Genomic DNA, 19,961 nt, shown 5'->3' with positions numbered 1-19,961 from the left:
CCGATCCCTATTGTGCTTGGCCTCCTCCGCGGTCTAAGAGCTGCGGCAAAGCCGCCATCTATGGAGACACCATGCCAGCCCCAGGCCAAAGCCCTGAGCGGAGCGCCAAGGCGCTGCTGCTCGAAGGCGTCAATGACAGTGCCGTGGATCTGTTCAGGAGCGCGGGCTTCACCAATCTCGAGCGGCTGACCAAGGCGCTGGACGGTGAGGACCTGCGGCGCGCCCTCAAGGGCGTGTCGCTGCTCGGTATCCGCTCGCGCACCCAGATCACCGACGAGGTGCTCGGGGCCGCCGACCAGCTGCTCGCGGTCGGCTGCTTCAGCGTCGGCACCAACCAGGTCGATCTCATGGCGGCGCGCAAGCGCGGCATTCCCGTGTTCAACGCGCCGTTCTCCAACACGCGCAGCGTCGCCGAGCTCGTGATCGGCGAAATCGTGATGCTGCTGCGGCGGATCTTCCCGCGTTCGGTGTCGGCGCATGAGGGCGGCTGGGACAAATCGGCGACCGGCAGCCGCGAGGTGCGCGGCCGCACCCTCGGCATTGTCGGCTACGGCAATATCGGCTCCCAGCTCTCGACGCTGGCCGAGGCGATCGGCATGCGCGTGATCTACTTCGACCGCACCGACAAGCTCCGCCACGGCAACACCGAGCCGGTCGAGAGACTGGAAGAGCTGCTCGCGCAGAGCGACGTCGTCAGCCTGCACGTGCCGGAGACGCCGGAGACCGCGGGCATGATCGGCGAGAAGGAACTGCGGGCGATGAAGCCGGGCTCGTTCCTGATCAACAACAGTCGCGGCACCGTGGTCGATCTCGATGCGCTCGCGCGCGCCTTGCGCGACGGTCACCTTGCCGGCGCCGCCATCGACGTGTTCCCGGTCGAGCCGTCTTCGAACGCGGATCGCTTCAACAGCCCGGTGCAGGGCCTCGAGAACGTCATCCTCACGCCGCATATCGGCGGCTCCACCGAAGAGGCGCAGGAGCGCATCGGTGGGGAAGTCGCGCGCAAGCTGGTCGATTATTTCATCACGGGATCGACCATGGGCGCGGTGAATTTCCCGGAAGTGCAGCTGCATCTGCGTCCCGCCGGCGCGCGCTTCAGTCATGTCCATCGCAACGTGCCCGGCATGCTGCGGCGCCTCAACGAGGTCTTCCTCCAGCGCGACATCAACATCGCCGCGCAATATCTGGAGACCGCCGGCGATCTCGGTTACGTCGTGCTCGATGCCGATCTCGGCGGCCAGGATTCAGACGCGCTGCTCCAGCAGATACGTGGCCTCGACGGCACGATCGGCGCGCGGCTGGTATTCGAGCACTAGAGCGTTTTCGAGCGAAATGGATACCGGTTCGCGCAAAGAAAACGCGTCAAAATTAGAATTTAGAGCCCCACGTTCCGGTTGCATCTTGTCGCAACTGCTCTCACACTGTCGCCAAATTCGACATGGTCAAGAATCATGTCGAATTTGAACTTCAGTCGCGTGAGTGTCCGCCATGGAACGGGACGCGGTACTGATCGATCTCGCGCTTCAGGGCGGCGGTTCGCACGGCGCCTTCTCCTGGGGCGTGCTTGATCGCCTGCTGGAGGAACACCGGCTCAGCATCGCCGCGATCTCCGGAACCTCCGCGGGCGCGATGAATGCGGCGGTGCTGGCGGATGGCTGGACGGCCGGCGGCGCCGAGGGCGCGCGTGAGGCGCTCGAACAATACTGGCGACGTGTTTCGAAGGCCGCGGCCTTCAGCCCGCTCCAGCGCTCGCCGCTCGATCGCTTGATGGGGCGCTGGACCCTCGATACGTCACCGGCCTACATCCTCACCGACCTGATGTCGCGTGTGCTGTCGCCCTACGATCTCAATCCGACCGGCTACAATCCGCTGCGCGCGGTGCTGGCCGAGAGCATCGATTTCGAGCGGCTCGCGCGCTCGCCGATCCAGCTGTTCATCACTGCGACGCGGGTCCGCACCGGGCGCGGCCGTATCTTCCGCAACGCGGAGATCACGGCTGACGTGCTGCTGGCATCGGCCTGCCTGCCGACCATGTTCCGCGCCATCGAGATCGACGGCGAGCCCTATTGGGACGGCGGCTTCGCCGGCAACCCGACGATCACGCCGCTCGTCCGCGAAAGCGACGCGCACGACACCATTCTCGTCCAGATTAATCCGACCGAGCGGCTGGAGGAGCCGCGGACGGCCGCGGAGATCCTCAACCGGCTCAACGAAATCTCCTTCAACTCGCCGCTGATGAAGGAGTTGCGCATGATCGCGCTGCTGCGCCAGGCGGCTGATCCCGGCAGCGGAGAGGGCGCGCGCTGGGCCAAGATGCGGACCCATCGGATCAAGAGCGACATGCTGGCGAAGTTCGGGGCCTCCTCGAAACTCAACGCGGAGTGGGAGTTCGTCTCGATGCTGCGCGCCGAGGGGCGCATGGCCGCAGACGCGTTTCTCGCCGAGCATGGTGCCGACATCGGCCGGCAATCGACCGCCGATCTCGACGTCCTCCTGTCGGAGTGCTGAGACATGGGCCTCCTCGGCCTCCTCGTCGGGCTCGGTCTGCTCGTGTTGTTCGCCTTCCGCGGCTGGAGCGTCCTGCTGCTCGCGCCGCTCGCCGCACTCGTTGCCGCGCTGTTCGACGGTGAGCCGCTGCTCGCGAACCTGACCCAGGTGTTCATGGTGAACGCAGCGGCATTCCTGGCGCAGTTCTTCCCGATCTTTCTGCTCGGCGCCGTCTTCGGCAAGTTGATGGACGACTGCGGCGCGGTGACGTCGGTCGCCAGGTTCATGGCGGAGCGTCTCGGCGAGCGGCGCGTGATCCTGGCGGTCGTGCTCGCCGGCGCGCTGGTCACTTATGGCGGCGTCAGCCTGTTCGTCGCGTTCTTCGTCATCGTTCCCATGGCCCGTTCGCTGTTTCGCGCCGCTTCGATTCCGCGTCGCCTGATCCCGGCTGCGATCGTGCTGGGAACGTCGACCTTCACGATGTCGGCCTTGCCAGGCACGCCGTCGATCCAGAACGCCATCCCGATGCCGTTCTTCGGCACGACGCCGTTCGCCGCACCGGGGCTCGGCATCATTGCCTCGCTCATCATGCTCGTGACAGGGTTGTGGTGGCTGCACCGCGCCGAAGCAGCTGCGCGCCGCGCCGGAGAAGGCTACGGCGAAGATGCCGAGGGCGCGATCGAGCAGGCCGCCGCCGACGAGCTTTTGCGCGAGCGCGCGACGACTGCGCGCGAATTCGATCCAGCCGAGCTACAGCATGGTCAGCGCAGCGACCAGGCTTCGCCGGTGCTGAGCGCCGTGGCGCCGCTGGTCGTCGTCGTGACCGTCAATCTCGTGATGTCACTGGTGGTGCTGCCGCGGCTCGACGTCAGCTACCTCGCCGAGCAGCGCTTCGGCGGCACGTCGCTCGCGGCCGTTGCCGGCGTGTGGTCGGTCGCGGTCGCGCTGGCTGCGGCCATCGTCACGACCATCGCGCTGAACTGGGCGCGCCTGCCGGCGCTCCGCCGGACCATGGACGCCGGGGCCAATGCGTCGGTTCTGCCCGCGTTCAGCGTCGCCAGCCTCGTCGGTTTCGGCGCCGTCGTCGCCTCGCTGCCGGCGTTCACGATCGTGCGCGACTGGGTCCTCGCGATCGAAGGCGGACCACTGGTCTCGCTCGCCGTCGCGACCAACATCCTGGCCGCGCTGACCGGGTCGGCGTCGGGAGGCCTCACCATCGCCCTCGAGGCCCTCGGCCAGACCTATGTCGAACTTGCCGCGCGTATCGGCATCGACCTTGGGCTGATGCATCGCGTGGCGGTGATCGGCTCGGGGACCCTCGACATCCTGCCGCACAATGGCGCGGTGGTCAGCCTGCTCGCGATCTGCGGCCTGACCCATCGCGACAGCTATTTCGACATCGTCATGGTGGGCATCGTGACGTCGCTGCTGGCGCTGGTGGCCGTGATCGCGTTGGGCAATGCGCTGGGATCGTTCTGAAAGGCCGGCGGCGGCGATTGACGGACGGACGAAGGTTGCATTGAATGCAGGCCAACGTACGAACGCAACACAATTGGGGGGAAACGATGAGGCGAAACAGGGCGAAGCTATGTGCATGGCTCGCGGGGACCGTGGCGGCGTTGAGCGCACACGGCGCCTCGGCGCTGACGCTGATCGAGGATGCCGAGACCGTCTGCAAGAGCCTGGTCGGCGGGACCGACGCCGTGAAGATCGATTCCGCGACGTTGCAGGCACCCTCGCAGCTCGTCGTCGCCGAACGCGGGCCGACGCCGGCCGGGCGCATCACGCCGGCCAATCCCGGCTTCTGCAAAGTGCTCGGCCATATCGACCCGGTCGACCCCAAGGCGCCGCCGATCAGATTCCAGGTCAACCTCCCCGTCGAATGGAACGGCCGCTCGGTGCAATATGGCGGCGGCGGTTTCAACGGTGTGCTGATCACCGGTCTTTCGCTGCCGCCAGCCTATCCCTTCGACAAGCCGTCGCCGCTCGCGCGCGGCTTCGTCACCTACGGCACCGATTCCGGTCATGAGACCAGGCAAGGCGAACCCCCACAGGTGTTCGCGCTCAACGACGAAGCCTTCGAGAATTTTGCTCACCGCGCCTACAAGAAGGTGCGCGATGCGGCTGTTGGGCTGATGGAGCGCGCCTACGGCAAGAAGCCGGAAAAGATGTACTTCATGGGCTCGTCCGAGGGCGGGCGCGAAGGCCTCACCATGGCGCAGCGTTACCCGGATGATTTTGACGGCATCTTCGCCCGCGTGCCCGTGATCAACTGGGTCGGCCTGCAGCACGCCGGCACCCGTTCGGGGCTCGCGACCATGGGCGCGGGCTGGATCAATCCTGCGCAGGTGAAGCTCGTCGGCGAGGCCGTGCGGGCGGCCTGCGACAAGGCCGACGGCTCCGACGATGCGCTGGTTCAGGACCCCGTCGCCTGCAAGGCGGCATTCAAGGTCGAGACGCTGCGCTGCGCCGGTGGCCAGAGCGGCGATCAGTGTCTCACCGATCTGCAAATCAAGGCCGTGAACACGCTGCATGCGACCTACAAATTCCCGTTCGCGCTTGCCAATGGGCTCGACGATTATCCCGGCTGGGGCGTGTCGGGCGAGGATACGCCCGCGATCGGCCCGACCGGCGGCTGGGTCGCGTGGTGGCTCGGCACCGCGCCGCCGGCGCAGCCACCTGCACCCAACAACGGCATCGCCTGGATCTACGGCGCCGGCGGCATTCAATATGTGTTCGCGCGCGATCCCAAGCTCGACGTTACCACCTACAAGGTGGAGGAGCACAAGGCGCGGCTGCTCGAGGTCTCCAAGCTGATGGATTCGACCGATCCCGATCTCAGCCGTTTCCGCGGCCGCGGCGGCCGGCTGATCATGCTCGAGCACATGGCCGACTACGCGCAGAGCCCCTATGCCGGCATCCGCTATTTCGAAAGCGTCGAGCGCAAGCTCGGCAAGGCCGAGACCGCCGAGTTCGCGCGGCTCTACACCGCGCCCGGCGTCGATCATGTCGGCTCCGGCGCGCCGGCCAATGTCGACATGCTGAGCGTGCTGGTCGACTGGGTCGAGAAGGGCAAGCCGCCCGGCGATCTCGAGGTTATCGAGCAGAAGGTCGAGCCGCCGTCGTTCGCGACCCTGCGCGCGCTGCCGCTGTGCCGCTGGCCGGCCTGGCCGCATTACAAGGCGGATGCGGTGACGGAGGCGTCAAGCTTTACCTGCGCGCCGTAGGGCACCCGTCAGCCTCCACATCGTCATGCCCGGGACAAGCCCGGGCATGACGACCTGTTGTGGTGAGGAGGCTAATGCGCGCCGCCTCCGCCCGCCGCTTTAACGCGCCGCGTCAGTAGCACCGCAATGGCCGCGAGCACCAGCACCACGCCGATCACCGCAAATGTGTCGGAATAACCCATCACCAGCGCCTGGCGCTTCACCGTCTTGCCGAGCGCGATGATGGCCTGCTCGCGGGCGGCGTTGGGGTCGGGCACGCCGTGCGCGATGAAGTAGTTCGTCATCTGCGCGATGCGAGCGCGGACCTCCTCGCGGCCGAGCGTGACCGAATGGCCGATGATGTTGGAGTGGAACTGCTCGCGCTTGGTGACGATGGTGGCCAGCACCGCGGTGCCGATGGCGCCGCCGAGATTGCGCATCATGTTGGAAATGCCGGAGGCGGCCGGCGCATCCTGCGGCGCGACGCTGCCGAGGCTGAGCGCGGAGAGCGGCGCCAGAGTGAGAGCCTGGCCGACGGCGCGCACGACGTTGGGGACGAAGAACTGATCGCCGGAATAATCGAGCGACATCATGATGTTCATGAACGAGCTCGCGGCGAACAGCAGCAGCCCGACCGCGGCGATGTAGCGGGCATCGAACCGCTGCATCAGCTTCGGCACGAGCGGGATCAGCAGGAGCTGGGGCAGGCCGGTCCAGGCCAGCACGTTGCCGATTTGCTCGGCATTATAGCCCTGCAACTGACCGAGATAGGCGGGCAGCAGATAGACCGAGCCGAACAGTGCAAAGCCGAGAAACACCGCCGCAATGGTGCCGACGCCGAAGTTCCACTGCGTCAGCAGGCGCAGGCGCAGCAGCGGCTTCTCGACCACGAGCTCGTTATAGATGAACAGCGACAGGCTGACGGCCGCGATGATGGCGAGCCGGACGATGAAGGGCGAGCCGAACCAGTCGTCCTTGTTGCCCTCCTCGAGCACGGCCTGGAGCGCGGCGAGGCCGACCGCCATGGTCGCGATGCCGAACCAGTCGCCCTCGCGCAGCAGGCCGAGGTTCATCGGCGCGCGCTCCAGGGTGAGGAACAGGATCGCCACCATGACCGCGGTCGGCAGCACGTTGACGAAGAAGATGGTCTGCCAGCCGTAATTCTCGGTGAGATAGCCGCCGATGGTCGGACCGATCGCGGGCGCAAAGGTCACCGCGAGCGAGAACATCGCAAGGCCGATCGGCTGCTGGCCCTTCGGCAGCTTCGTGAAGACCAGCGTGAAGGCCATCGGAATCAAGACGCCGCCGAAGAAACCCTGGAAGCCGCGCATCGCGATCATCGAGGGCAGATCGTGCGTGAAGGCACAGGCGACCGAGAAGGCCGCAAACAGCGTCGCGAAGCTCAGCATGACGTTGCGGAACGAGAGCACCCGCGACAGATAATCGGTCAGCGGGATCACGATGATCTCGCCGATCAGGTACGAGGTCGAGATCCAGGACCCGTTGTCGGCACCGGTGCCGATGCCGCCCTCGATGTTGAGCAGCGAGGCGTTGGTGATCTGGATGTTCAGGATCGCCATGAACGCGCCGATCATCGCGGCGAACACGGCGATCCAGACCGTGGCGCTGGCGCGATTGGGGTCGGCTGCGGCGCGCTCAGGCGTCGCGGCCGGCGTTGCGGGAGCTGGCGTCGGGATTGAGAGGCTGTTTGACATGGCACGATCCTCCGGAAACGAGCTTTGCCTTTGACGTTGCTTGGGGCATCGTCGCCGCTTGCGCGGCCGGCGCTGAACGGGTGGCGATCGTCGGGATCACGGACATGCCGGGCCGCAGCGCGATCGCAGGCGCGGTCTCGGCATCCAGCGCGATCTTCACGGGGATGCGCTGCACGATCTTGGTGAAGTTGCCGGTGGCGTTGTCCGGCGGCAGCAGGGCGAACTCCTGGCCGCTGGCCGGCGCGATGGAATCGACGTGGCCGCGAACCAGTTGGCCCGGGAAGGTGTCGACCTCGATCTCGACCTTTTGCCCGGCGCGGACGTTGGTGAGCTGCGTCTCCTTGAAGTTGGCGACGACATAGGCGCCCTCGGTCGGCACGATCGACATCAATTGCGTGCCCGCCTGCACGTACTGGCCGACGCGCAAGGAGCGGTTGCCGACCACGCCGTCGATCGGCGAGACGATCGTGGTGTAGCCGAGATTGAGCTCGGCCTGACGCTGGAGCGCGGCGGCGCGGGCGGCGGCGGCCTCGGCTTGCAGGATCTCGGCCTTCAGCAGCTCGACCTGCTTGAGCGCCGAGGCGAGATTGGCGGTGTCGCGCTGGATCGCGGCGTCGGCGCCGGCGTCGCGCGCCTGGGCCTGCTGCGCGTTCTGCACGCTGCCATAGCCGGTCGCCGCGAGATCGGTGTAGCGCTTGTTCTCCTGCCTGGCGAAAACTTTTGCGGCATTGTCGACGTCGACCGTCGCTCGCGCTGCGGCGATCACGGCTTCCTGAACCTCGAGCTGCGCCTGCTTGCTCGTCACCGTCGCGTTCGCCGCGGCGACGTCGGCCTTGGCCTGGTCGAGCGCGACCTTGAAGTCGCGGTCATCGATCCGCGCCAAGATCTGGCCGGCCTTCACATGCTCGTTATCGCCGACCATGACGCGGTCGAGATAGCCGCTGACCTTCGGCGCGATCGTGGTGTTGTCGGCCTTCACATAGGCGTCATCGGTGGAGACGAGGAAGCGCCCGACGGTCCAGTAGTCGTAGCCGTACCAGCTTGCGCCGGCCAGCGCGGCGGCCGCCACGCCTGCCAGCAACAGCTTGCGAAGGTTCAGCTTTCTTGTGCGCGCCGGCGGCGGTGCCGCAGGGAGGACGCCTTGTGGCGGAACGGTTGGAACCACGATGGCTTCGGTCTTTGACGGGTCGGTGTGCACGGTCATGGCCGGCTCCCTGAATTAGGAAACTTGACGATTTCCAAAATAGGACTAGCTTCGGGAGTGTCAATGGAATGACAGGCATCATTTAAAAACATGGCTCAGGCAAAACCTTCGAATGAAAGCCGCCCCCGCGGCCGGCCGCCGGTGCGCAGCGACGAGGAGACGAAACGGATCGTCTTCGACGCCGCGCGCCACGCCTTTGCCGGCGACGGCTATGCCGCGACCAGCACCGAAGAGCTGGCGCGCCGCGCCGGCATCTCCACCAAGACCCTGTATCGCCTGTTTCCTGGCAAGGCCGCGCTGTTCGAGGCGATGTGCGCTGACAGGCTTGAGCGGCTGCTCTCCGCCGTCGATCTCCAGGCCAGCGACGGGGTCGATGTCGAAACCGGCCTGCGTGCCGCGCTGCTGGCCTGTGCCGATGTCGCGCTCGATCCTGAGGTCGTGGCCTTGCAGCGCATGGTGCTGCAGGAATCGGCCGCATTCCCCGACCTCGCCGCGAACTTCTACAAGAACGGCATCTCGCGCACCGCCATTGCGCTCGCGCGCTGGCTCCGCGTGCCGGTGAAGAAGAAGCTCATCGCGCTAGACGACGTCGACGAGGCCGCCGGCATGCTGATCGGCATGGTCGCATCGGCGCCGCAGCGTGCGGCGATCTATGGCGGCATGCCGCTGCCGTCACGCAAGCAGATCGAGCGCAGGGTGCAGACCTGCGTGGCCCTGTTCCTGGACGGTTGCCGTGCAGCATCGAAGTAGCGGCGCCATTTGACAACGTGCGTCGTCTCGACTAAATACTTCGCATGCGAAATAAAGACGCCGACGCGCGGCATCCTCGGCTGATCTACCTGCTGAGCGTCGCACAACGCCGGCTGCAGCGCTGGATGGCGGCTCGGCCCGAGAGCGAGGTGACGCCGGCGCAGGCTGGGCTGTTGTTCATCCTCGGCAAGCAGGACGGTGTCCTGATGGGCGAGGCGGGCGCGGCGCTCGATATGGGACCGGCCGGCATTTCCGGCCTCGTCGATCGCACGGAGGCTGCGAAATTGATCGAGCGGCGGGCCGATCGCGAGGACGGACGCGGCTGGCGGATCTGGCTGACGCCGAAGGGACGAACCGCGTTGGCGCAGGCGAAGGCCGGCGCTGCCGAGGTCAATGCGGCGCTGACGGACGGATTTACAGCTGCGGAGATCGACATCGTCGCGCGCTGGCTGACGAGCATTCAGGACAAGTTTCCAAGAAGTTCAGACGACTAGAAGGAGAGACCGATGGCCGAGCACGTCCGGATCGAGAACAATAGCGGAATTTTCACCCTCACGCTGGCGCGTCCCGACAAGAAGAACGCGCTGACCGATGCGATGTACGGCAAGCTCGCCGACAGCATCGAATCCGCCGAGTTCGATCCTTCTGCCCGCGTGATCTTGATCCGCGGCGAGGGCGACATGTTCACCGCCGGCAACGACGTCGGCGAATTCGCCGCTGTGGCGTCGGGCAAGTCGGAAGGCAGCCGTAACGTGTGGCGCTTCATCCAGTCGCTGGCCCGCTGCACGAGGCCGCTGGTCGCCGCGGTGCAGGGCCGCGCCGTCGGCGTCGGCACCACGATGCTGCTGCATTGCGATCTCGTCGTGCTCGCCGACAACGCGCAATTGTCGACGCCTTTCGTCAGCCTCGCGCTGGTGCCGGAAGCCGCCTCCAGCCTGTTGATGCCGGCGCGCATCGGCCATGCCCGCGCCTATGAGATGTTCGCGCTCGGCGAGACCGTTCCCGCCACGTCGGCGCTGGAATGGGGCCTCGCCAATCGTGTGGTGCCGCTCGACAAGCTCGATGCCGAGGCGCTCGCGCTCGCGCAGCGTCTCGCCCGCCAGCCGGCCGGCGCCCTCACCGCCACCAAGCGCCTGATGCGCAACGGCGAAGCGCTGGTTGCGCAGATGCAGGCCGAGGGCGAGCAATTCGCGCAGCGCCTGCGCACCGCCGAGGCGCGCGAGGCGTTCACGGCCTTTGCCGAGCGCCGCGCGCCCGATTTCACCAAGGTCGCGTGAGATGACGCGGCCTGCCGGGAGCAGCGGCGGACACAACCGCAGGTGCTTGATTAAAGTCTTAACCAAACCTTGGCATGTCGCGGTGCAAGGTGGCCTTTCGTGAAGAGTAGGCCCCCGACCCATGACGATGTTTAAGAAATCGGTAAGCTCGCTTCTCCTGACGCTGATGGCGCTGCTGGCCGCCGGCGCGCTGGCCTCTACGGCGACCCAGATGGTCGGGGCCTTCGGCCGCTACAGCGACAGTCTGGAGACCGAACGGCTTGCGAATGCCGACAAGGCGATCTTCCATGGCGTGCTGTCCTTGCGCAACAACCGGGGCGATGCCCAGAGTGCGCTGCTCGGCGAGGACGATCCGCGCGCCAAGCTCGGTGCTGCCGAGAAGGCGGAGCAGGCCGGCTTTGACGCCATCGTCGCCGCACTCTCCACCGTCGAATTCGCCCGCCGCGACGAGCTTGCAAGCACGCTGAAGCAGCGCTGGAGCGAGGCCGCGCCGAAGTTCCAGCTGTTCCACGACGAGGCCAAGCTGCCGCGCGCCGAGCGCAAGGTCGAGCGCACCGCACCCTGGTACGACGGCGTCACCAAGGTGATCGAGACCGCGAATCTGGCGTCCACCGCGGTGTCGAACCGCGCCTGGACCAACGATCCCTTCATCGCCCGCATGATCCAGACCCGCCGCCTCGCCTGGCAGGTGCGCGACCGTTACGGCATCCAATGCTCGACCCTGCGCCCGAACGTCAACACCTCCAAGCCGCTCGACGAAACCCAGAAGCAGACCGTGGCCGGCTGGAACGGCATCGTTACCGCCGGCTGGACCGGCATGGAAGAACTGCTGGCTGCGCCTGACGTGACGGCGAACCTCGTCAACGCGGCGAAGGAAGCGCGCGCCAAGACCGACGGCGTCCTCAAGCAGATCGGCGATCTCACCAAGAATTTCGACGGCAGCGGCCGTCCGGCGATGCCCCCCGCGGAATGGAACGCGCTGTGCCAGTCGCCTTTCGCGCCCATCGTCGCTGTCGCCAACACGGCCCTCGACCAGTCGATCGCGCGTGCGGAGATGGTTCAGGCGAAAGCCCTCACCAACCTCATCGTTCAGTCGCTGGCGTTCCTGCTCGCGTTGGCCGTGACCCTGACCGGCGTGTACGTGGTGCGCAATCGCCTGATGCGCCCGGTTCGCGCCATTCTCGACGCCATCGCCCGCATCAGCGCGCGCGACTACGCGACGCCGGTGCCGCAATCCCGCCATCCCGACGAGTTCGGCACCATGGCCGCCGCGCTCGAAAGCCTGCGCGAAAGTGCGGCGACTGCGGAACGGCTGGGCCAGGAACGCGAATCACAGCAGGCACTCCAGCTCGCCCGCTCCGGCTCCGTCGATTCCGCATGCCGCAGCTTCGACGACACCGTGCAGGCGGTCATCCAGAGTGTTGTAGCTTCGACGCGGGAGCTTGATGCCACCGCGACGGGGGTGCGCTCGCTGGTCTCGCAATCGAGCAGCCAGACCGCGGCGGTCTCCTCCGCCGCCGAGCAGGCCACCAACAATCTCGAGACCATTGCGGCCGCGACCGAAGAACTCTCCGCATCCGTCGGCGAGATCTCCGCGCAGGTGCAGTCCAGTGCCCGCGAGGCCCGCGAAGCCGTGTCGCAGGCCGAGCAGACCAACGTGACGGTCGAGATCCTCGACCAGACCGCAAGCCGCATCGGAGAAGTCGTGAAGATGATCAACGCCATCGCCGGCCAGACCAATCTTCTGGCCTTGAACGCCACCATCGAAGCCGCGCGCGCGGGCGAGGCCGGCCGCGGCTTCGCCGTGGTCGCCGGCGAGGTCAAGAGCCTCGCCTCCCAGACGGCGACAGCGACGGAAGAGATCTCGCGTCAGGTCGAGGAGATCCAGGGCGCCACCGGCCAGGCCGTGACTGCCATCCGCGCGATCGGCGGTGCCATCAGCGGCATCGACGAGAAGATGACGGCGATTGCCGCTGCGGTCGAGCAGCAGCGCGCGGCGACCACCGAGATCTCGCGCAACTTCCAGCAGGCCGCGCAGGGCACCCGCGAGGTCACCGACACCATTGGCAGCGTCGCCAGGCTCAACCAGGAGACCGGCAACGCCGGCACGGTGCTGTCGGACTCCGTCAAGAAGATGTCGGCCGACGCCGATCGCCTCCGCGTCGCGGTCGAGGGCTTTTTGGGAGCGGTGAAGACCGCGTAGTTTCGCCTCATTCTTCCATTCTGACGTCGTGCGTTCGGCATTGCCGCCGATCCGCGCGGCGGGTACATCTGTGGCGCCGCATCAAATATGCAGCGACAGACGTAAGACATCAGGGATGGAGAGTTCGATGCCGGTCACGCCACACCACAAGGCCCAGCGCCCTTATCGCGGCGTGTTCCCGGTCGCGCCCACCATCTTCGACGAGCGCGGCGAGCTCGACCTCGAAGGTCAGCGCCGTTGCATCGATTTCATGATCGACGCCGGCTCGAATGGCATCTGCATCCTCGCCAATTTCTCCGAGCAGTTCGTGCTCACCGATGCCGAGCGCGAAACGGTGATGCATGCCGTGCTGGAGCATGTCGCGGGCCGGGTTCCCGTGATCGTCACCACCACGCATTTCAGCTCGGCAGTCTGCGCGGCGCGCAGCCAGCAAGCGGAGGCGGCGGGCGCCGCCATGGTCATGGTGATGCCGCCCTATCACGGCGCGACCTTCCGGGTGCCGGAGAAGGGCGTCGTCGAATTCTTCCGCATGCTCTCGGGCGCGATCAACATTCCCATTATGATCCAGGACGCGCCGGTGGCCGGCACGCCGCTCTCGGTGGAGCTGCTCGCGCGGCTGGCGCGCGAGTTCGCCAACATCCGTTATTTCAAGATCGAGGTAGCAGGCGCGGCTTCGAAGCTCCGCAGCCTGATCGAGGCCGGCGGCAAGGACATCGAGGGTCCCTGGGACGGCGAGGAGGCGATCACGCTGCTCGCCGATCTCGATGCCGGCGCCACCGGCGCGATGACGGGCGGCGGCTATCCCGACGGCATCCGCCAGATCGTCGATCCCTATTTCGCCGGCGATCGCGAGAAGGCGAAGGCAGCTTACGAGCGCTGGCTGCCGCTGATCAATTACGAGAACCGCCAATGCGGCCTGATCGCCTGCAAGGCGATGATGCAGGCCGGCGGCGTGATCAAGTCGGACGCGGTGCGCCATCCGCTCCAGCCGCTGCATCCGGCAACGCGGGCGGGCCTGCTGGAACTCGCCAAGGAGCGCGACGCGCTGGCGCTGAGGTGGGGGAAGTAGAGACACACACTCCGCACTCGTAGGGTGGGCAAAGCGACTTGTCCGCCGTAGCTCGCAGAGCGAAGGCGGAAGCGTGCCCACCAACCTGTGTGCCGTCGAGGAGAGCGGTGGGCACGGCGCTCTGCGCCTTTGCCCACCCTACGAGGGCTGCGGGTGGAGGAAGTCGCGCGGATATACTCAACCGTCGTCCCGGACAAGCTCCGTGAAGCGGAGCGCTGATCCGCATTTCGGCCGAAGGCGTCGAATTAGCGCGGCCCGAACCGTTTCCCGCAGCTCCGCGATGGCATATTGTACGCTCGCCAACCGGCCCTGCGGAGAATCCCAAGACATCGCGTAATACCTCTTCATTATGCCGTTATCCCGAGCCAGGTTGGCGCAAACCGACAGATCAGGGAGGCAGTGCCATGACGATGAGGCCCGATCCCACCTTCCACGCATCGCCCAAGCTTGCGATGGAGGCGCCCGCGGAGAACTTTGCGTACACGTTGCTGCTCAGTCCGGATTTTTCAAAGCCGGATGCTCTCGCGGTCATCGACGTCAAGCCGGGATCGCCGACCTATAGCCAGATCGTCCACACCGTGACGATGCCCAACAAGGGCGACGAGTTTCATCACTTCGGCTGGAATGCCTGCTCCTCCGCCTTGTCGCCGCTCGCCGGACACGCCTTCATCGAGCGGCGCTATCTCATCATCCCCGGGCTGCGCTCGTCGCGGATCTACATCATCGATACCAAGCCGGATCCGACCCAAGCCAAGATCCACAAGATCATCGAGCCCGAGGAAGTCTTCAAGAAGACCGGCTACTCGCGGCCGCACACGATCCATTGCGGGCCGGACGGCATTTATGTCAGCACGCTGGGCGGCGGCGGTGAGGACGGCACCAACGGGCCGCCGGGCGTCTTCATCATGGATTGCGAGACGTTCGAGGTCCTTGGACGATGGGAGATCGACCGCGGTCCGCAGACGCGGCACTACGATTTCTGGTGGAACCTGCCGCGCGACTACATGGTGACGAGCGAATGGGCGTTGCCGCCGCAGTTCGAGAACGGGATCGTCCCGGAGGATCTGCTGTCGAACAAATATGGCCATTGCCTCCACTTCTGGGATCTCCGCGCTCGGCGCAACGTGCAAACCATCGACCTCGGCGCCAATCATCAGATGGCGCTGGAAGTGCGGCCCGCGCACGATCCGGTTCGCGAGTACGGCTTCGTAGGCGTTGTGGTCGACACCACCAACCTCGAAGCATCGATCTGGACGTGGTGGCGCGAAGGCGGGAAATTCCATGCGGAGAAGACGGCGACGATCCCGCCTGAGCCCGCGCCAAAGGAGAAGCTGCCGCCGCTGCTGCAGGGCTTTGGTGCCGTGCCGCCGCTGGTGACCGACATCGACCTGTCGATGGATGACCGGTTTCTCTACGTCTCGTGCTGGGGCACGGGTGAAATGCGCCAGTACGACGTCAGTGATCCGCGCAAGCCGAAGCTTGCCGGCTCGGTTCACATCGGCGGCATCGCACGCCGTACGGCGCATCCGAATGGCAAGGCCTTTGCGGCCGGTCCGCAGATGGTCGAGATCAGCCGCGATGGCCGGCGCGTGTACTGGACCAATTCGCTCTATTCCACCTGGGACGACCAGTTCTATCCCGAAGGGGTTCCGGGCGTGGAGGTCATGGCCAATGTCGGTCGCGACGGCGGTCTCGAGCTCGACAAGGATTATTTCGTGAGCTTCCCCGACGGATATCGTGCGCACCAGATCAGGCTCGAGGGCGGCGATTGTTCGACGGACTCTTTTTGCTACCCGTCGGTCTAGATTGGGGGCACGCGAGCCCGGCGCTTTGGCTCTGGCTCGCTCTGCTTGCGAGCGGTCTCTACCACGGGGTCAATCCGGGGATGGGATGGCCGCTCGCCGTTTCGGCCGGGCTCATGGACAAGAGCCCACGTGCGCTCTTCCGCGCGTTGTGGGCTCTGTCGGCCGGGCATTTCCTGGCAACACTTCTCGTGCTGCTGCCATTCGCGTTCCTGCTCGTGCTCGCCGAGTGGCAACGCCCAATCCAGATCGGTGCGAGCCTTCTCGTCATCGGCTTCGGCGTCTATCGGTTGATCGCGCGGCGCCATCCCCGCGCGCTGGCACGAATTCCGCCGACGCAATTGGTGCTCTGGTCGTTCGCCGTCGCCGTTGCTCACGGCGCCGCCTTGATGCTGGTGCCGATCTACCTCGGGCTCTGTCAGGCCTTCGAGCTCGATGCCGGCCACGAGGCGGTGGGCGCGCTGATGAAGGCAAGTCTCGGGATGGCGGTGCTGGTGTCCCTGGTGCACGTGATCGCCATGGTCAGCGCCGGCGGATGTCTGGCGTGGCTGGTCTATCGCTATCTGGGATTGAGGTTCGTCTCGCGAAGCTGGTTCAATCTGGATGCGGTCTGGGCGATCAGTCTCGTTCTGGTCGGCGCGGTGGCGCTCGCCTTCAATCTTGCTAGCTGACAGTGAAGCCTACCGCGCCAGCGCCCACTCGCCGACGATGCGAAAGCGCGCCTTGGCGTCGTCCTGCCTGAACAGGGCGAGGCGGTCGATCGTCAGCGTGTCGAGACGAAGCGACGCAAACCGGGTCCGCAGCATCTCCAGGATCGGTCCGCGCCGCTCCGTGTCCAGCCGGCCCGTCAGCGTCATGTGAAAGCGGAATTCTTCCATCACGTAAGGGTAGCCCCAGCGGTCGAGATAATCGCGCTGCCGCTCGCTGAGCTTCTCCGGTTTTCTTCGTGCGCGATCTTCCGCGGTCAAGGCGGCGCGGAAGGAGTCGAATTCACGAACGCATTCGGCGGCGAGCTGTTGGAGCGCATCGACCGGCTCGGCCGGAATCACCGCAATGAAGCCGCTGATGGAATCGACGACCGGACGGATCGCCGGTATATGCCGCGCCTTCCCGGCGAATGCCGCGCAAGCTGCCGCGAGCTCGGCCTCGGTCCGGCCGGGCGCCAGCGTCATCGGTGCCTTCAGCGTGGCATGAAAGCCGTATTTGCGGGGATCGGCGCTGACGTCGCGCCAATCAGGCGCGACGCGCAATGAGTCGGCGGGAAAGGCCAGTTCGTTGCCGGTGTAGGCATCGTAGCCGAGCAGCTCCGCGCCGAAGCGGGAGAGGGCACTGTCGCTGCCTGCGGCAAAATAGATCGCGTAGCGAGGAAAACCTGTCATTGCCCGAGCATAGCCGGTTTACGCCGCGACGACAGCCTCGCGCGGCGTCGATGCCGCCGCGAGCAATCGTGTCGCATCGGTGAGATGGACGAGCTTGCCGCCTGATATCACCGCGATCAGCCGCGGCCTCAGCTTCATGCTGTCGTCGACCAGCAGAATGTCGGCGCGGCGGCCTTCCGCGAGCACGCCGCGATCGGCAAGGCCGGTTGCGCGCGCAGGGCCGGCGGAGACCAGATTCCAGGCTTCGGTCAGCGGCAGCACGCCATCGGCGGCGAGGCGGAACGCGGCGAGCAGCTGAGCGGGATAATAATAGTCCGACGCCAGTACCGAGCAGAGCCCCTTGGCGATCATGTCGGAGGCCTTGGTCCAGCCGGTGTGGCTGCCGCCGCGCACGACGTTCGGCGCGCCGTAGACGATGGCATCGCCGTGGCTTGCCGCCGCCCGCGCAGTCTCCTCGTTGACCGGAAACTCCGCGATCTCAGCGCCGAGCACGCGAAATTCCCGGCGCATCGCCGGCGTCGCATCGTCATGCGAGAGCATCCGCACTTCGGCCGCACGGGCCGCTGCGGCCAGTCGCGCCACCGAAGCCGGCACCTCGTCGGCGCGCGAGACCACGCGCTCGACCAGCCGGTCGAATTCCTCGCTGGACAGCCCGGTACGCTCGACCATGCGGTTGCGCTTGCGCGGCTTGGCCATGTCGGCAACCGTGCCGTCCATATGATCGTTGAAGGCGAACAGGTCGACGCGGCCCTCAGTGAGCCATTGGCTGATCTCGGCCTCGGCGTCGAGATTGTAGGTCTCGTGCCGCAGATGGAAGCGGGTGTCGGCGGCAAACTGCGGACGCTGCCGCTCGATTGCCTCCATCAGCCCGCGCGCGTTGTCGCTGCTGCGCAGGCCCGGCTCCCACGAACAGGTCGTGGCGTGAAACACCGTGGTGATACCGTTGCTGATCGCCTGGCGGTCGCTGTCGGCGAGCGCGACGTCGATCGGAAAGTCGACGCCGGCGCGCGGCATCATCTGCCGCTCGAAGGCATCGCCATGAAGATCGACGATGCCGGGCAGCACCAGCAGGTTGCGCGCATCGATCGCCAGCCGCGTTCGGCCGCGAGAGGCGTCCATGGCGGCGATGTCCTGTCCGGCCACTGCCAATGACGTTTCGACGAGTTCGGCGCCGATCAGGGCCCGGCCGCCTTCAAGGAAGATGTCTGTCACGCGACCGCGCTTCGTTTGTTGGCAGGAGAATTGGTGAGAGAGCTCGCCCGTGCTTCGTATGTCGAGAGGAAATCTTCAATCCCAAGCTTGCGGAAATCGGGCAGCGCTTCACGCAATTTGTCGTGATCCCAGTCCCACCAGGCCAGCCGCGCAAGCCTTCTGGCAATCTCCTCGGAGAATCGCCGCCGCACGATGCGGGCCGGATTGCCGGCGACGATGGTGTAGGCCGGGACGTCCTTGGTGACGATGGCGCCGGCCGCGATCACCGCGCCGGTGCCGATGTGGCGGCCCGGCAGCACGATCGCGCCGTGTCCGATCCAGACGTCATGGCCGATATGGACGTGATGCTGGCGCCGCCAGTCGAAGAATTCGGCGTCGTCGCTCTCGCCTTCGAAATAGGCGCTGGAGCGATAGGTGAAATGCGCCTGGGTCGCGCGGTGCATTGGATGATTGCCGGGATTGATCCGCGTCATCGCCGCGATCGAGCAGAACTTTCCGATGGTGGTGTAGGTGATCTGGGCGTCGTTCACGACATAGGAGTAATCGCCCATCGCCACGTCATGCAGGATCGTGCGCGCGCCGACCTCGGTATAAGCGCCGAGCCTGGTCTCATGCAGCCTGGCCGAGGGATCGATGGTCGGCTGGACCGAAAGAGCTTTGGCGGCCATGTTGCATCCGGAGTTTAGAGGGCGGACGTTCCTCTTCGAGCGGCTTGATGACGACATCATGACGCCGCGATGACAGGGGATGAGCTGTGTAGGATCGCCGCACTGCAACGCCCATGTCACACAAGTGTTAAGCGTCGGCGTTAGCGGTGGGCTCCAGCTAATCTGGAGCCCTGCATGCTGGTGGTGGAAGGTCTGACGTGTCGCTTCGGCGCAAAAGCCGCGGTGGACGACGCCTCGTTTCAAGTGTCCCCCGGCGGCTTCGTCGGGGTGATCGGACGGTCCGGCGCCGGTAAGTCGACGCTGCTGCGGAGCATCAACCGCCTGGTGACGCCGACTGACGGACGCATCCTGTTCGACGGCGTCGATGTCACCGCACTGCGTGGCAAGGAGCTTCGGCAGTGGCGGGCACGGTCGGCGATGATCTTCCAGCAGTTCAACCTGGTCGGCCGGCTCGATGTCCTCACCAACGTCCTGATGGGGCGCCTCGCAACGATGCCGGCCTGGCGCTCGCTGTCGCAGATCTGGCCGGAGCAGGACAAGGCGCTGGCGATGTCCGCACTCGAACAGTTCGACATCGCATCGCTCGCCGCCCAGCGCGCCGACCAGCTCTCCGGCGGCCAGCAGCAGCGCGTCGCGATCGCGCGCGCCCTGGTGCAGCAGCCCGACATCATCCTCGCCGACGAGCCGATCGCCTCGCTCGATCCGCGCAACACCAAGATCGTGATGGATGCGCTGCTGCGCATCAACAAGCATTTCGGCATCACCGTGCTCTGCAACCTGCATTCGCTCGATCTGGCGCGCAGCTATTGCGATCGCCTGATCGGCATGGCGCAGGGTCGCGTGGTGTTTGACGGGGCACCGTCCGCGCTGACCGACCACGTCGCGCGCGAGCTCTACGATCTCGAAGCCGCCGATGTCATGGGCGCCATGCCTGTTCCGGCGCCCGCGGGTGTCCCCGCGCTCGGAACGGCCGCAGCCGCCTGAGCCAT

The 19,961-nt window shown here is 66.1% G+C and carries 17 protein-coding genes; 12 read left to right on the top strand and 5 right to left on the bottom strand.

Annotated features, from left to right (window positions below; genetic code table 11):
* Positions 1 to 71: 71 nt before the first annotated feature.
* From serA to IVA81_RS14870, 4 genes are all read left to right on the top strand, one after another.
* A complete protein-coding gene (gene serA / locus IVA81_RS14885; protein ID WP_247319243.1) occupies positions 72 to 1,316 on the top strand; it encodes a phosphoglycerate dehydrogenase in 1,245 nt (414 codons plus the stop codon).
* A 172-nt stretch (positions 1,317 to 1,488) separates the two neighbouring features.
* A complete protein-coding gene (locus IVA81_RS14880; RefSeq protein ID WP_247319242.1) occupies positions 1,489 to 2,508 on the top strand; it encodes a patatin-like phospholipase family protein in 1,020 nt (339 codons plus the stop codon).
* Between the two features lie 3 nt (positions 2,509 to 2,511).
* Complete coding sequence (locus IVA81_RS14875) at positions 2,512 to 3,966, top strand: GntP family permease (protein ID WP_247319237.1); 1,455 nt, start codon at positions 2,512 to 2,514, stop codon at positions 3,964 to 3,966.
* Positions 3,967 to 4,052: 86 nt separating this feature from the next.
* Entirely contained in the window at positions 4,053 to 5,714 is a 1,662-nt protein-coding gene (locus IVA81_RS14870) for a tannase/feruloyl esterase family alpha/beta hydrolase (RefSeq protein ID WP_247319235.1), read from the top strand.
* A 71-nt stretch (positions 5,715 to 5,785) separates the two neighbouring features.
* Here the strand turns inward: IVA81_RS14870 and IVA81_RS14865 are convergent, their stop codons facing one another.
* Both IVA81_RS14865 and IVA81_RS14860 read right to left on the bottom strand, forming a co-directional pair.
* Positions 5,786 to 7,408, bottom strand: coding sequence for an MDR family MFS transporter (locus IVA81_RS14865; protein ID WP_247319232.1), 1,623 nt, complete (start codon positions 7,406 to 7,408; stop codon positions 5,786 to 5,788).
* The gene (locus IVA81_RS14860) at positions 7,350 to 8,612 is read right to left on the bottom strand and encodes an HlyD family secretion protein (protein WP_247319217.1); all 1,263 of its coding nucleotides are present in this window, start codon (positions 8,610 to 8,612) and stop codon (positions 7,350 to 7,352) included. Before IVA81_RS14860 ends, IVA81_RS14865 begins: the two co-directional genes overlap by 59 nt.
* Positions 8,613 to 8,702: 90 nt before the next feature.
* Here IVA81_RS14860 and IVA81_RS14855 point away from each other — a divergent pair, with 90 nt between their 5' ends.
* The 7 genes from IVA81_RS14855 (at position 8,703) to IVA81_RS14825 (ending at position 16,384) form a co-directional block, all read left to right on the top strand.
* Entirely contained in the window at positions 8,703 to 9,362 is a 660-nt protein-coding gene (locus IVA81_RS14855; protein WP_247319214.1) for a TetR/AcrR family transcriptional regulator, read from the top strand.
* Between the two features lie 44 nt (positions 9,363 to 9,406).
* Positions 9,407 to 9,856: a MarR family winged helix-turn-helix transcriptional regulator gene (locus IVA81_RS14850; RefSeq protein WP_247319212.1), complete on the top strand. Its 450-nt coding sequence runs from the start codon at positions 9,407 to 9,409 to the stop codon at positions 9,854 to 9,856.
* Positions 9,857 to 9,868: 12 nt separating this feature from the next.
* A complete protein-coding gene (locus tag IVA81_RS14845) occupies positions 9,869 to 10,639 on the top strand; it encodes an enoyl-CoA hydratase (RefSeq protein WP_247319210.1) in 771 nt (256 codons plus the stop codon).
* A 121-nt stretch (positions 10,640 to 10,760) separates the two neighbouring features.
* Positions 10,761 to 12,842, top strand: coding sequence for a methyl-accepting chemotaxis protein (locus IVA81_RS14840; protein ID WP_247319208.1), 2,082 nt, complete (start codon positions 10,761 to 10,763; stop codon positions 12,840 to 12,842).
* A 127-nt stretch (positions 12,843 to 12,969) separates the two neighbouring features.
* On the top strand, positions 12,970 to 13,911 hold the full coding sequence (locus IVA81_RS14835; RefSeq protein WP_247319206.1) for a dihydrodipicolinate synthase family protein: 942 nt from the start codon (positions 12,970 to 12,972) through the stop codon (positions 13,909 to 13,911).
* 404 nt (positions 13,912 to 14,315) lie between these two features.
* Complete coding sequence (locus tag IVA81_RS14830; protein WP_247319197.1) at positions 14,316 to 15,716, top strand: selenium-binding family protein; 1,401 nt, start codon at positions 14,316 to 14,318, stop codon at positions 15,714 to 15,716.
* Between the two features lie 80 nt (positions 15,717 to 15,796).
* Positions 15,797 to 16,384 (top strand): hypothetical protein, encoded by a 588-nt coding sequence (locus IVA81_RS14825; RefSeq protein ID WP_247319195.1) that lies wholly within the window; start codon positions 15,797 to 15,799, stop codon positions 16,382 to 16,384.
* Between the two features lie 9 nt (positions 16,385 to 16,393).
* Here the strand turns inward: IVA81_RS14825 and IVA81_RS14820 are convergent, their stop codons facing one another.
* The 3 genes from IVA81_RS14820 to IVA81_RS14810 are packed head-to-tail and all read right to left on the bottom strand — an operon-like array spanning position 16,394 to position 18,972.
* A complete protein-coding gene (locus tag IVA81_RS14820) occupies positions 16,394 to 17,092 on the bottom strand; it encodes a DUF1045 domain-containing protein (RefSeq protein WP_247319193.1) in 699 nt (232 codons plus the stop codon).
* An 18-nt stretch (positions 17,093 to 17,110) separates the two neighbouring features.
* On the bottom strand, positions 17,111 to 18,304 hold the full coding sequence (locus IVA81_RS14815; RefSeq protein ID WP_247319191.1) for an alpha-D-ribose 1-methylphosphonate 5-triphosphate diphosphatase: 1,194 nt from the start codon (positions 18,302 to 18,304) through the stop codon (positions 17,111 to 17,113).
* Positions 18,301 to 18,972, bottom strand: coding sequence for a chloramphenicol acetyltransferase (locus IVA81_RS14810; protein ID WP_247319187.1), 672 nt, complete (start codon positions 18,970 to 18,972; stop codon positions 18,301 to 18,303). The genes IVA81_RS14815 and IVA81_RS14810 overlap by 4 nt, the downstream gene beginning before the upstream one ends.
* Before the next feature lie 174 nt (positions 18,973 to 19,146).
* On the opposite strand from IVA81_RS14810, the gene phnC reads away from it, so the two are divergent.
* Positions 19,147 to 19,956, top strand: coding sequence for a phosphonate ABC transporter ATP-binding protein (phnC, locus tag IVA81_RS14805; protein ID WP_247319185.1), 810 nt, complete (start codon positions 19,147 to 19,149; stop codon positions 19,954 to 19,956).
* The last annotated feature ends 5 nt before the right edge of the window (positions 19,957 to 19,961 follow it).

The organism is Bradyrhizobium sp. 141, from assembly GCF_023074055.1.
Lineage (GTDB): Bacteria > Pseudomonadota > Alphaproteobacteria > Rhizobiales > Xanthobacteraceae > Bradyrhizobium.
Note: the sequence above shows the minus strand (reverse complement) of the source record. Positions and strands in the feature narration are given on the sequence as shown.